A 13,449-nucleotide genomic window follows, 5' to 3' on the forward strand; every position below is an offset into this window, starting at 1 on the left:
ATGGTTTAGTCTTGATTTTTCCGAATGTCGCGATTCGTAAAATTAACCGTAAAAGTGGCTCCGCGCTGTGTTTTGTAGTGAACTTTTCCGCCAATCTGCCTGCTCAGGTCGTTTATCAGCTGCAAACCAAGCGTAGGCGTTTTTGATAAATCGAAATTTTCCGGCAGCCCGGGACCGTTATCCCGGTATAGCAACTCATATTTTCCTGCGTCCAGCAAACGGATTTCCAAATGAATCGTCCCGGCTTCCACATTTGTAAAGGCATATTTAAAAGAGTTGGAAAGCAGTTCATTCAGGATCAGGCCGAGCGGGACGGCCGAATCAATATCCAGATTCAATTCAGGCACATTAACCGAAATATTGATTTCCTTTTGTCGCTGAAAGACACTTTGCACCTGCCGGCATAAGTCGCCGATAAAACGTTTCAGGTCTATTGTACTCAGGTTTTCGAGCTGGTAGAGGTTTTGATGTATCAATGCAATGCTCCTCACACGGTTTCGGCCCTCCTGCAATGCGCCCCTGGCGGTTTCGTCGGTCAGTGTTTTGCTTTGCAGTTCAAGCAAACCCGAAATGACCTGCAGGTTGTTCTTTACCCGATGGTGAATTTCCTTCATCAGCACATCCTTTTCGAGCAGTAAGGCAGATTGCTCCGCAACCGATTTTTTCAATTGCACGGTACGCTCGTTCACGATCTCTTCCAGCCTCTTTTTATCCCGGGCCAATTGTTTCAAGCGTAGGCGGATAATCAGGTAGACACCCATCGTAAACAGCACTCCGACCATCAGAATGAACCACCATTGCAGATAAGCCGGCTTTACGACCGTCACCGGAATACTCAGTTCGCGTTTATTCCAGGCTCCCTCGCGATTTTGTGCCTTGATCCGCAGCACAAAGTTTCCGTAAGGCAAGCCGCTGATGCGCACAGAATTTTCATTTATGTAGTTCCATTCGTTGTCAAGCCCCACAATCTGATAAGCGTAGCGGTGCCCTTTTTCTTTTGCAAAATCAAGCAGCTGAAAATCAAGTGTAAAAAATTTATCCTCCGGCTGCAATACAATCCGCTTGTCACGCAATATTTCCCGGGTCTTATTTACCAGTTCGTTCCGGGATCCTGCAAATTGATTGAATGCGATGATCTGTAACGGAACATCCAGGCCAGCACTTTCTGTGCGGAAATCGCGGGGATCAAAACCATTTACTCCATTCAAACCTCCGAAAAACAACCGGCCCTCCCCAGTCTTGAATGAGGAAGTCCGGTTAAATTCATTGTGAGAAATACCATCGATGGTAGTGTAAGTGTTAATACTGAAATTTTGCGGGTTAAAACGCACCAGGCCGTAATCCGTACTGATCCACAAATTTCCAAAAGAGTCGGATTCGATCCTGTACAGTACGTCGGAGGGAAAACCTGCAGTAATATTGAACTGCTGATACGCATTCGTTTTAGCGTCCCACCTGTACAAGCCTTCTCCGTTGGTAGCCAGCCAGAATATCCCGTCGGGATCCCGGTGCGCGTCGAACAGGCTCAGCCCATTCAGAAACTGAGACTGCGTTCTGGCGATTGAAAAGCCGGTATTGTTTTTGGCCGGATTGATTTTATACAAGCCATTCTCCGCTACCGCCCAGACACCACCGCTTTTATCCCTGAAAAACCGGTAAACAAACTTAGCTTCCTGCTGACCTCTACCGGTTACTGGAACAGAGTCAATTTGATTGGTTTTTACATTAAAAACCGAAAATCCATCGGTACGGCCCAGGAGCAACATACTGTCATTCAAGGGGAACATGGACCAGATTTCGCTTCCCTGGCTGTTGGGATACGCAGTGACGCGATTCATCAGGTCGTCGTATCTGGAAAGGGAGTATCCGCCGCTATACAAAGCGGATCCGTGTTTTACCAGTCCATAATTGATGTATTCTTGACGCAAAGCCTGCAAACGGCCACTGGTTTGGCTGAATGTATGCGTCCAAATATTTGCAACAACTTTTCCTGAGTTATCGGCATAAATGCCGCGCGCCTGGCTGTTCGGCTCGATGGATTGCTCACTGGTGGAAAAGTAGTGTTTGAACCGGTTCTTTTTGAGTGTCAGCTGCATTGCACCGAGGGAGGTACATACCCAGAGGTTTCCCAGTGAATCGGGAAAAAGCTGGTAGATAAACATGTTCTCAAATCCCTTTATCTCCGACTTATCGACCACCCGCAGAAATGCCTGCCGGTTCCACAGATACAAACCGTCGCTTGGAATATAAAATGCGGCTGCCGCGCCATTCAGGGAGGCGCATACCTGAAACCAGTAACGCCCTGCAACCTGATCCAGATAATGCTTGTCCGGCTCGGTTACGGGCAGCATTTTTCCTTCCGGTGTAACCTGATCGACCGCAAATCTCTCTGTGTTACCTGCGGTATTGTAAGTAATCAGCAACTCGCCATCCCGACCAAAACCAATTGGTAATGAGCGCAATACGTTTTCCTGCCTGAACGTATTAACGGTATCGGGGGTAACCATATACTGCGCTTTTTTGTTGTCAAGTTTCAGAACTGCTTTGCCGTTCATAAAAGTGGAAAAAGGGCCGGTGGTCCGGTGATTGGTCAGCGACTCCGTCTTTCCCCAATCTTTCATTTCCAGGCGTAGCCTGAAACCTTTTTTACTCGAATACTTCCAGTAGCGATACGGGAAAGCAGTCAAAATACTGATTTCGTCTGTGCCGTCATTGGAAATCCAGTATACGTCGCGTTCTTTAAAGGGTAAATTTGGGAATGCTTCCGTCAGCGTCTTTACTTCATGGGTCGACGCGTCCATTACATCCACTTTCCCATTCGTAATCAACTGAAAGCCAGCGCTACCATATTGGATAAACAAACGATTGGCATCGTCTCTCGCAAGCTGTACCACTTTATTTTCCTGCAATTTGTGACGCTGCCTGGTGAAAAGCAGCGAGCGCTGGCCGTCGAAGCGGTTGAGTCCGTTGCGGGTCCCGAACCAGAGAAAGCCGGCAGAGTCCTGCACTCCGCAAAAAACCTCGTGCGAAGCCAACCCGCTTTCCACGGAAAGCAGCCGCTTGGTAATGGTATATTCAGAAGCCGGGCGCGGCATTTGAGCCTGGCCCCATATGCGCTGAGGGAGAGTCAGGAAAATCAGGCATAACACATACCGAAGAAAAGAATGCTTAACCCGTTCTGGAAAGGAGATCATTGGCTGGCTACCGGCTTGAATTGGTTGAGTATGCGGGCAAAGTAATCATAACAATTCAAAAGTCGGCTCCCGTCAGTTTCTGCTGAAAAGAATGCTGATTTTGCTATTCGAACTACTCGAGGTAACTGCTTAAAACCGCGATAAACTGATTTTCTTCGAATGGTTTGGGCAGGATTTCATTCATTCCCGCCTCCCGGAACTGCGCAAGCTTTTGGCTGTCCGTAAAACCCGTAAAGCCAATCACCGGCACCCGCGATTTTTCTGCAATGTTGTGCGAGCGAATGCGCCTCGTCAATTCCTCCCCGTCCAGAACCGGCATGTCAATATCCGTAATAACCATGTCATAGTTATTATTCTCAAACATTTCCAATGCTTTCTGACCGTTTTCGGCGAGATCGTAGGATGCGCCGAGCTTGTCGATGATCCGGCCGATCAGGATCAGGTTGATTTTGGTATCGTCGGCGATCAAAAGCCTTTTTTCTTTGAAATTAAAATCAGACGGCGATTTTGCCAAAGTTTTGACCACTCCTTTACCTGCAATTTCGGCCAACTTCAAAGGTAATCTCACCGTAAATTCAGACCCGACGCCCAATGCGCTCGTTACGTTGATTTGCCCGCCATACAGATCGACGATGCGTTTACAGATCGGCAACCCAAGCCCGGTGCCGCTCTGCCGGATATGGGAACCTACGTTATCAACCTGGATAAAATCCTTAAAAATGGATCCCAAATGTTCCCTGGCTATTCCTACCCCGTTGTCTTTAATAGCGACAACCAGCGTTCCCTTTCCTTTTCCCTGACTCTCAAAACGCACTTTTATGGCGATATTCCCACCTTCCGGTGTAAACTTGATCGCATTCATAATGAGGTTGATCACGATTTGCTTAATTCGAAATTGATCACCCAGCAGGCTTACATCCTTGTCCAAATCCAGATTGGGCGAAATCACGATTTTTTTTTCATTCGCCAGTACAGATAGCAAAGAAATTGTTTGTTGCACGAGGATTGCCGGCTGGAAAGGTTTGTCGACGAGATTGATCTTCCCGCTTTCGAATTTTGAGAAATCCAGTATTTCATTCACCAGTGAGAGCATCATCTGAGATGCGCTTTTGATTGATTCGATGTTAACCTTTAAATCCCGGTCCACTTTTTCGGAATCGATGAGATTGGAAAACCCGATGATCGCATTCAAAGGCGTTCTGAATTCGTGCGTAACCTGTGCCAGAAAATCACCTTTCCGCTTGCTTGCTTCCGCATTGAGATTTGCAAAATTGAGGATCGTGAGATCCTTTTTGTAAAGCCGGGCGAGATTAAAAATAATGATTACAGCCAGCAAAAACACCAGGACCACACTCGCCCACATCAACAGCCCCATTTCTTCCGACTTGGCTTTGGTAGAGGCGAGAAGCGATTTCCGCAAACCCTTTATTTCCTGCTCTTCCTGCGCTTTGATCTCCCGCAGGGCGTTTTGCAGGTTGGCAAACAAAAGGCTGTTTACCGACAACAGTTGCTGCTCCGCCTTTCCCAGCTCGCGCCTTGCCTTTTCAATGGCATCATGGTTTTCGAAAGAGAAAGGTGCGGGCATTAGTTTCAGCGAATCCTGCCAGATAACCGTGTTGTTATGTGTTTTTACTACACTGTTTTCAGGCTCCTTGTCACGGATCGCGTCCAGAACCCTTCTAACCAGCCTTCGCTTGACCCTTTTTTCGACCACCGCAACAGTATCCACTTTTTCAGTTTTTCTGCCGGAACCTGCGCTTCTCTCTGTGCCCGGCTTAACCGAAGATCTGTCGTTAACTTCAGTCAATGAAAACGAAAGCAGGCTGTCGACCATCAAACGCAAATTTACAAACTCCTGATTTTTCAGCTGTTTATTGAAAATCAGTCTGGAAAGCGATTTTTCCCTTATTTCCCGCTCCGCCTGATACTGACCGAGAATACCGATGACCGTCTGCAATTGTTTCGTGTATGCTTTGATATAAGCTGAATCCTGCGTGACCACAAAAAACCGGCTGTTATTTTCTGCCGAATAAAGTATTGCAATACAGGTATCCAGCTTGCGATAATTATCTTTTTCGAGCTCCAAGACCTGAATATTCGTTCGGATCGTCTCGGACTTAGAATTGGTAAGCACCAGGACAAAGGCAAAAATCGCCAGCAAAATCGTGAGCACGGCAGTCCAGGCAAACGTCGCCCGCGAAACAGTGGGTAAGGCATTCTTCATGCTGAATCTGACTTATTTATCATTGAGGGCAGCAATTTTCATTCATTTCTGCGGACTAGCAAAAATCCGTCAGCAAATGTAACTGCTTTGAATTAATTGTAACCATGAAAATGATCATAGTTCGCGGTTGTGAAATGTACTTTCCGACTGCGTTTTACTGATCTTACAATTTGATGCCGGATCAGGGCAGAATGCCGGCTGGCCTGGTTGCGGCTGTGCTTTTCAGGTACCAGCATCCGGGCCGAGAAGAGATGAAAGCGAATAGATTAAAACAGTAAGATGCAGGATTAGGTCAGCATTTTCAGCGTTGCGGCAGCGTAAACTGCAGGCGATTAGTCCAGATCGCCTGGTGATCAAATTCACGGCTGTATTCATCCAGAAGAGATGAGCGGCTTTCTTCTACCGAGGCGTTATGAACCATTTTGCCATTGATAAACACCTGCACCGGGCGACCGAAATCGACCATTTCGGGTGACAAATAGATCGCGACTGACTTCACGCCGGAAGTTGTCAGCTCAAAACGGTTATTGGCATACGATGCCTGCACCGCACCCGAACGACGGGGAAAGGCAAATGCATTCGAAGTGCTATCCAACAAAATTTCCGGCTTGACGACCTCTCGCCAGCCAGTAACCGCAGTATTCACTTCCTTATGCCAGGACGCCCTTGCCTCCAATGTATCCAACCCGGTGATTTCCAGCCAGTCGCTGCGACCATGCCTCGTGTCATCGCATTCCCAATACAACGCGGGCTGAAACGGATTCCGTTCTTTGCTTAACAAGTTTTCAAACAGCTTGCGGTAAGCTTCCTTAACCGTACTGTCCCGGGAAACGATCATATAGGAGTGGTTTCGATTTCCCGAGATCTCGTGATTCTGCCAGTCCACGCCCAGCTGTTTAGCCAGACTTGTTATCGCTCTGTGACCTTCCAACGGAAAATAATAATCGAGATCCGTGGAGATATTATAGAAAGACCGGTTTACGCCATTTTTCAAAAAAGTACCTCCTGTGCGCACCTCCGGCCTATTATTTACACCCGCAAAGCCAGCAAACAACCCAGGCTGCTTCATCAGGTACGAAAAAGCCCCTGTCGCCCCATTCGAATGCCCGGCCACATATACGCGACGGTCGTTGACCGGGTACATTTTCTTGATTTGTCTGACCAGCTGAGGAACAAGATCAAACCCATCATCAGGCATCATCCAATTGTACCTGCTGGTACTGTAAGGGAAAACGGCGATCATTCCGAATTGTAACGCCTGCTCTGCAAACTCCCGGCCAAAGAAATTGACTCCAATGCTGTCCGCCACTTCCCGCAACATCGTTTGGCGCCCAACGGCCCCATGCAATACGACGATCAGCGGATAGCTTTTATTCGAATCGAAATTCGGCGGCAGCTGCACCAGGTAAGGAAATTCAAGCGTATCTGATAGTTTGATCCACGCATATGCGTACCGGCCTGCATGGGAATCGGAGTGCTTTGGCGACTGTTTTTGGATTTCCTGATACAGCTGTGCTGCCGAAGGGATTTGCCTGAGTGAATCGAGATAGCCAGCCGTTTCGCCGAGGAGTATCTGCTGACTGTTCCTGAAAGGCAAACTCGCTTTGATCCGTTGCTGCCGCTCCTCTTCACGCAGCTCATCGACCCGCTGCATTAACTTCAGCCAGCGGGGATCATCCCGCAACCAGTCGAAATTGTTATTATAAGACGCTTTAACGGCTATGTCAGAATTGACGACCTGTGTCACGTAATACAACGCCAGATCGGCATTCCGGTCGTGGCTGGCAAAAATCGCGGCGTTGAGCAGGCGCCAGTTCTTTTCGGCAGGAACGGCTTCTCCGGCTTTCAGTGCCCAGTGGACGGCAGCTTTCCAGTCCGCGCGCCCTGCGCTCGCAATCATGCTATCCATTGCAGGGACCCTGGATTGGGCAAAACAAGTGGTCGAAAACAGGCTGCACAAAGCACATCCAATCAGCAAAAAAAAGACAGGTTTCATCAGACCGGCAAAATTCTAAGAGGAACGATTTCAAACAGGTTGAAAAGTACTGTTTGAATAGTCGAAAGATGCCGGAGGGAAATTAATGTTGCATGGAAGATGGCGGCCATTCCATTATTATTTCACGAAATCCTCGCGCATCGGCGTAAACAGATCGATCAGAACCCCCGGCTCTTTGCAAACCGCTCCATGCATTACATTGGAAGGGATATAGTAACCGTCGCCGGCTTTCAGTAATTGTTTTTTGTCGCCGATTGTAATCTCAAAAACGCCGCTTTCGACATAGCTCATCTGCGTATGTACATGTTTATGCATTGCCCCGATGCCGTCCTTTTCAAATTCGATCTTTACCATCATCATGGTTTCGTCGTAGGACATTATTTTCCGTTTCAACCCGCCGCCCAGGTCCTGCCAGGGAATGTCTGCGTCAACGATAAACTGTTTCCCTTTTGCCGCCGAGGCTGGCGAAGACTGCGCGAATGAGTGACCGGACATGAAAATCAGAAATAAAATGATTGCTGTAAACCGCATATTATTTTTTTAAACAAATGTAAAACCAAAAGTAAGCGCAAATACGGGTATTTTATGTCTTGAAGCAGCAAGAAAGCGTCCCATTCGAACCGAATACGCAGCCTCTGAATGATTTGAGAAAAAGCGTTGAAGTCGAATCAACGCATGGCATATTGCCTTTCCGTAAATTTTGGCAACTATATTTGCCCGGAGCAACAACTTTCCTTCTTCAAAACATGGCAAAAACCCCCATCGATAGAGTAATGAAGCCCGTGAGCAAGTTTATTCACCAGGAATATACCAGCGGCATTGTCCTCTTTCTGTGCGTGGTAGTGGCACTGATCTGGGTAAACTCTCCATTTGGAGAATCATATCACCATGTCTGGGAAACCAGCCTGTCCGTAGCTTTTGCCGGAAAAGCCTTTGATCACGAGCTGCATATCTGGATTAACGACGGGCTGATGGCCATCTTTTTCTTCGTCATCGGTCTCGAACTGAAACGGGAATTTATGGCAGGTGAGCTATCCAGTTTAAAAAAAGCGTCACTGCCGATGGTAGCCGCACTCGGCGGAATGCTGGTGCCTGCTGCCATTTATTACATTTTCAATCAAGGACTAAGCTCCTCAGGTGGCTGGGGAATCCCGATGGCGACCGACATTGCATTCGCTTTGGGGCTGCTTTCGCTGTCCGGCAAAAATATCCCTACTTCTGTTAAAGTTTTCCTGTCAGCACTGGCCGTGGCCGACGACCTGGGCGCCGTTCTGGTAATCGCCTTTTTCTACACGGCACACATCGAATACAGCTATTTAATGTTCGGCGCTGGATTTTTAGTCTTGCTCGTCGGCGGCAACTTGCTGGGGATCAGGCATACTCTATTTTATCTTCTTATCGGCATTGCGGTTTGGGCCTGCTTCCTGTTTTCAGGAGTCCATGCTACGATAGCCGGTGTACTGGTTGCCTTCACAATACCCGCCCGGACCAAAATCAATGAAGTTGAATATCTGGAGCAAATCCATTCCCAGGCCCGGCAGTTTGAAGTAGCGATCCCGCTGCACGGCCCGCTGATGACCTCCGATCAGCATCATATTATCGAAGAAATCAAAAGGGTAAGTATTGATGCGCAAACCCCTCTCCAGAAAATAGAATACGGCCTGCATCCATGGGTTGCTTTCCTGATCATGCCTTTATTTGCAATTGCCAACTCGGGTATGCACATTGGCAGCGACTTTTTTTCAGCCCTCTTCAACCCGGTAAGTGCCGGCGTGATGGTAGGGCTGGTCGTGGGCAAGCTTGTCGGCGTGTTTGGCTTTACCTGGCTGATGGTCAGAATGGGCATCGCCGACCTGCCGAGGATGGTAAACTGGAAACATATTTTTGGTGTGGCATTGCTGGCCGGCGTCGGGTTCACCATGTCTTTGTTTGTGACTAATCTGGCATTTGCCGACCAGCAGCATATTGAAGCCGCCAAATACGGTATCCTGCTCGCATCACTGGTTTCGGGTGCCGCCGGGATCATTTATCTGCGGTCGATCTCCAAAACCTGACCAGCAAACGAACTTCCTGATTAAATATTCGACCCAGTTGTTCTCCAATTAACTGCTATTTGAATGAACGAAAAAGTACGGTATCTGAGGAAATGGCTTGACTACATTTTACTTGGAGTGAGCCTGCTGTGTTCCATTGTGATCGTTTTTCATCTGGGCTACAACAGCGATCCGGAGGTTGAAAAGCTCACTAACCGGATCCTTGAATGGTGCTTTCTGTTCTTCGCAGTGGCGCTGGCTCTCAAAACATTCACCGTATTTTACAGCAAATCGTCGGTTATATCCAGAACCGGAGAGGCGGTTTTGTTACTGTACTTTATAGCTGTCATCGTCGCCGACAGCTATCATTTTGCTGGCAAAGACGGAACAGAGCTTGTCAAACCGGAATGGATGTACCTGGGCATTTTTGCCATTTTTATCATTGAAGTTTCGAAGCAAACACTCTTTTTCGATCAGTTTTATTTCAACCCGACATTACTTTTCGTACTCAGTTTCCTGCTGCTGATCCTGATCGGCACCGCGCTTTTATTATTACCGAAATCGACCTATGACGGGCAGCTCAGTTTCATAGATGCGCTGTTTCTGGCGACGAGTGCGGTTTGTATCACAGGATTATCCGTGGTCGATATTGCATCCGAGTTTACCGGTTTCGGTCAAACGGTACTACTTGTCCTGGTTCAGATCGGCGGGTTGGGGATTATGACGTTTACCGGCTTTTTCGGCTACTTTTTTTCAGGCGGGTTTTCTTATAAAAATCAGCTGATGTTTACCGAATTGATTGGTGAAAATAAAGTCAGCTCGGTGATTTCTACTTTATACAAAATCATCCTCGTTACATTCACTTTTGAAATTGCAGGCGGCATCCTCATTTACCTGAGTCTTGATGCCGGCGATTTTGCAAATCCGGGCGAGCGGCTCTATTTCACCGTTTTTCACGCAGTTATGGCATTCTGTAATGCGGGATTTTCTACATTATCCGATGGCCTTAACCATACCGGGTTGCGGTTCAATTACAGCCTACAACTCTCTGTCATTTTGCTTTACGTCATGGGCGGACTTGGCTTCGGCATTATTTTCAATACTTACGAGTGGATCAGGCGGTGGATTTTCAATGCCTACCACAAGGTGAGGTTTGGCCGCCACTATGTACACCGGGCACGGGTCATCGCCTTCAATTCCAAGATCATTGCTTACACCAGCTTTTACCTCATCATCTTTGGATTTCTGATCGTTCTTTTGCTTGAACGTAATCATACGCTCCTTGAACATGAAAGCTATTTCGGCAAAATGGTTACCGCGCTTTTTATCGGTACCAGCCCCCGCTCTGCCGGTTTCAATACAGTCGTCATGAGTGAACTCGCTTTTCCCACGGTCATGCTGATATTTTTGCTGATGTGGATCGGCGCAGCACCTGGATCCACGGGAGGCGGGGTTAAGGTTACCACATTTGCGCTGGCTACCCTTAACATTTTCAGTCTGGCAAAAGGTAAAGACCGGATCGAAGTGTTCGGCAGAAAAATTTCGGACGATTCCATTTCGCGCGCTTTCGCGATTATTTCACTTTCCCTGATTTTCCTGGGCGCAGCCATATTTACACTGGCAGTTACAGATCCCGAAAAAAATCTCTTATCGCTGGCCTTCGAAACCTTTTCGGCTTACAGTACCACCGGCCTGAGCCTGGGAGTGACGCCGCACCTGAGCCAGGCAGGTCGATTGGTCATTATTGTAACAATGTTTGTCGGCCGGGTGGGCTCGCTCACGCTTTTGATCGCGCTCGTCCGCAAAGCAAAACCCAACAACTACCAGCTTCCGGCTGAACAAATGAATTTTTAACTGTAACACTATGAAATACATCATATTCGGATTGGGCAGTTTCGGCAAATCCCTCGCAGTACGCCTCACAGAACTAGGCCACGAAACCATCGGGGTCGACAACAATATGCAGAAAGTGGAGCAGCTGAAAGACCGCATTACGCACACGGTATGTATGGATTGTACCGATATGAATGCGGTCAGCTCCCTGCCCCTGCGAGATGCCGATTCTGTGATCGTGGCGATTGGGGAAGATGAACGCTCTTCACTGCTGGCTACTGCGTTGCTTAAACAGCTTATGGTGAAAAAGATCATCGGACGCGTCGTATCGGACCTTCAAAAAACCGTCCTGGAAGCCATGCAGATAGAAGAATACATTCTGCCGGAAGAAGAATCTGCCGAAAGGCTCGCCATGCGGCTCGATAACTCCGGCATCGTTGATTCTTTTAAAATATCTGAAAAATACAGTATTATCGAAACGAAAGTACCCGAGCGATATATAGGCATGACCCTCGCCGAAGCCGATCTGACAAACCGGTACAATGTGATCGTGCTGACCGTTCTTACCCTTTCAAAAGAATCTGAAAACGGCCTGGCCAAAATATTCAAACGCGCCTCCGGAATAGCAACACCCAACACGCTCATGCAGGAAAACGAAGTGCTCGTCCTCTTCGGAGAATTAAAAGATATCGAAAAACTAATGCACTAATTTTTTATCAAAGATCCCCGGGCTGAAGCACGGGGCAATTGATTTTGGAGGCTTCGCCTTTTTTGGGCCTGCGGCTGTGGGCCTTTGGCCCTGCCGCTTTCCTCCCTTCCTCCTTTTCTCCCTTTCCTCCCTTCCTCCTCCCCGGGCTGAAGCCCGGGGCAATTGAAATCTCTATATACTTACAAACCAGCCGATTGTCAGCCAGAATTGTTGTGCGTTTATTGATTTATTGAAATCATTGACACGGTATTCTACGCCGAGCTCAATTTTGTTGTCATCAGTGGCATTGTAACCCAGAGCAAGCAACCCGCGAATTTCCAGATCCGCTTCTCCGTCGGCCCACAGCCCAAGATATTCGTTATTGAATTTTCCGTAAAACTCCTTCGGGTCGATTTGCTGACCGTTCAGCGGCCGTTCCAGGCCCAAACGATACCTTAACCGAAATTCCGGAGCCTCTCCGGGACTGAAAGTTTCATCCGTCACGATACGGTGCGCGAGACTGAGCACTTCCAGATTTTTGACGTTGCTGAACTGCTGTATGAGGCGGTGCGTGAAGCGCCGGTCTTCCAGCCTGACCAGGTACCCTCCGCCCAGCGAGTTGTCGGCCGAGACTTTCCTCGTAACCAACATGCTCAGGTCGGTCCGCTCATACCTTAACCTGCGGCTTTTGGCTACTTCCGGCTGTTTTTCAAAGAAAATCTGCCGCGTTTCCAGTTTGGTATTAAGCTTCCATTTATCTGCAAGCCTGATATTGACATTGATTTGGGGAATGGTCCCGGTCCTGTAATTTGCCTGCGAAAATACTGCCGCAGGAAGTACTGCAACCAGCAGACAGGTAAGCATGAATCTGCCCATCAATAGACCAGGTTATCTGTGTTGCGCTGAACCACCTCCATCACGCTCACGATACCGCCATCTTCTTCGGCAAGCACCTCAAAGTAACTTTCCTTTTTATCCCGGGAGCCTTTTAATATGAACTCATATCGGGTCAGGACACCAGTTGCGGCTTCATTCCCGCGTATGGATTCTTTCAAAGCGCTTTCTGTCCCCTTCCAATGAATCTGCGTTTTGACAATTTTGTACCGGGAAAAGGTCTTACCAAGGTTTTCCTTCAATTTCATCTGGCCCTCCGCACGCATTTGCTTCATACCCGATAGTATTTCCACATCCTGAACATTCCCCGATTCATCGAACTCAATACTGTACCGCCTTCCCGAATACTTCAGTTTAGCCTCAACCGAATTTCCGGTCAAACTTTCCTCGCCGTACCAATGGACTTTGGGTTTTTCAAATACAGCGGACACAAAATCAAGCGCTTTCTGCGGAACGGCGTTTGACTTGATGCTGAATTCCCGTTCGTACTTTTTTTGCCCGGAACAAGGGATCGAAAGAAGCCACGCTGCCAGTCCGAATATGATGCTTTTGTAATAGCTGTTTTCAGTCACAACAATCCCATTTAG

Annotated in this window: 9 protein-coding genes; 3 read left to right on the forward strand and 6 right to left on the reverse strand. The window is 48.0% G+C overall.

Annotated features, from left to right (window positions below; translation table 11 throughout):
* Window positions 1–5: 5 nt before the first annotated feature.
* The 4 genes from FXO21_RS26520 to FXO21_RS26535 all read right to left on the reverse strand — a co-directional run bounded on the left by FXO21_RS26520 (window position 6) and on the right by FXO21_RS26535 (window position 7,909).
* Window positions 6–3,194 (reverse strand): histidine kinase dimerization/phosphoacceptor domain -containing protein, encoded by a 3,189-nt coding sequence (locus FXO21_RS26520; RefSeq protein ID WP_149642919.1) that lies wholly within the window; start codon window positions 3,192–3,194, stop codon window positions 6–8.
* A 112-nt stretch (window positions 3,195–3,306) separates the two neighbouring features.
* Window positions 3,307–5,418 (reverse strand): ATP-binding response regulator, encoded by a 2,112-nt coding sequence (locus FXO21_RS26525; protein WP_149642920.1) that lies wholly within the window; start codon window positions 5,416–5,418, stop codon window positions 3,307–3,309.
* Between the two features lie 301 nt (window positions 5,419–5,719).
* Window positions 5,720–7,327, reverse strand: coding sequence for an alpha/beta hydrolase-fold protein (locus tag FXO21_RS26530; RefSeq protein WP_192579333.1), 1,608 nt, complete (start codon window positions 7,325–7,327; stop codon window positions 5,720–5,722).
* Between the two features lie 204 nt (window positions 7,328–7,531).
* On the reverse strand, window positions 7,532–7,909 hold the full coding sequence (locus tag FXO21_RS26535; protein ID WP_149642922.1) for a cupin domain-containing protein: 378 nt from the start codon (window positions 7,907–7,909) through the stop codon (window positions 7,532–7,534).
* A 251-nt stretch (window positions 7,910–8,160) separates the two neighbouring features.
* Between FXO21_RS26535 and nhaA the strand changes: the two genes are divergently transcribed.
* From nhaA to FXO21_RS26550, 3 genes are all read left to right on the forward strand, one after another.
* Window positions 8,161–9,468 (forward strand): Na+/H+ antiporter NhaA, encoded by a 1,308-nt coding sequence (gene nhaA / locus FXO21_RS26540; protein ID WP_149642923.1) that lies wholly within the window; start codon window positions 8,161–8,163, stop codon window positions 9,466–9,468.
* Between the two features lie 63 nt (window positions 9,469–9,531).
* Window positions 9,532–11,301: a TrkH family potassium uptake protein gene (locus FXO21_RS26545; RefSeq protein ID WP_149642924.1), complete on the forward strand. Its 1,770-nt coding sequence runs from the start codon at window positions 9,532–9,534 to the stop codon at window positions 11,299–11,301.
* Between the two features lie 10 nt (window positions 11,302–11,311).
* Window positions 11,312–11,989, forward strand: coding sequence for a potassium channel family protein (locus FXO21_RS26550; RefSeq protein WP_149642925.1), 678 nt, complete (start codon window positions 11,312–11,314; stop codon window positions 11,987–11,989).
* Window positions 11,990–12,160: 171 nt separating this feature from the next.
* Here the strand turns inward: FXO21_RS26550 and FXO21_RS26555 are convergent, their stop codons facing one another.
* Window positions 12,161–12,844: a DUF2490 domain-containing protein gene (locus tag FXO21_RS26555; protein WP_149642926.1), complete on the reverse strand. Its 684-nt coding sequence runs from the start codon at window positions 12,842–12,844 to the stop codon at window positions 12,161–12,163.
* Entirely contained in the window at window positions 12,844–13,434 is a 591-nt protein-coding gene (locus FXO21_RS26560) for a hypothetical protein (RefSeq protein WP_149642927.1), read from the reverse strand. The genes FXO21_RS26555 and FXO21_RS26560 overlap by 1 nt, the downstream gene beginning before the upstream one ends.
* Window positions 13,435–13,449: the final 15 nt, after the last annotated feature.

The sequence above is a fragment of the Dyadobacter sp. UC 10 genome (genome assembly GCF_008369915.1).
In the GTDB taxonomy this organism is placed as follows: domain Bacteria; phylum Bacteroidota; class Bacteroidia; order Cytophagales; family Spirosomataceae; genus Dyadobacter.

Excerpts from the sequence above, each read along its gene's own strand:
- FXO21_RS26520 (WP_149642919.1), bottom strand. The coding sequence starts at position 3,194 with ATGATCTCCTTTCCAGAACGGGTTAAGCATTCTTTTCTTCGGTATGTG.
- FXO21_RS26545 (WP_149642924.1), top strand. The coding sequence starts at position 9,532 with ATGAACGAAAAAGTACGGTATCTGAGGAAATGGCTTGACTACATTTTA.
- FXO21_RS26555 (WP_149642926.1), bottom strand. The coding sequence starts at position 12,844 with ATGGGCAGATTCATGCTTACCTGTCTGCTGGTTGCAGTACTTCCTGCG.
- FXO21_RS26535 (WP_149642922.1), bottom strand. The coding sequence starts at position 7,909 with ATGTCCGGTCACTCATTCGCGCAGTCTTCGCCAGCCTCGGCGGCAAAA.
- FXO21_RS26550 (WP_149642925.1), top strand. The coding sequence starts at position 11,312 with ATGAAATACATCATATTCGGATTGGGCAGTTTCGGCAAATCCCTCGCA.
- FXO21_RS26525 (WP_149642920.1), bottom strand. The coding sequence starts at position 5,418 with ATGAAGAATGCCTTACCCACTGTTTCGCGGGCGACGTTTGCCTGGACT.
- nhaA (WP_149642923.1), top strand. The coding sequence starts at position 8,161 with ATGGCAAAAACCCCCATCGATAGAGTAATGAAGCCCGTGAGCAAGTTT.
- FXO21_RS26530 (WP_192579333.1), bottom strand. The coding sequence starts at position 7,327 with ATGGATAGCATGATTGCGAGCGCAGGGCGCGCGGACTGGAAAGCTGCC.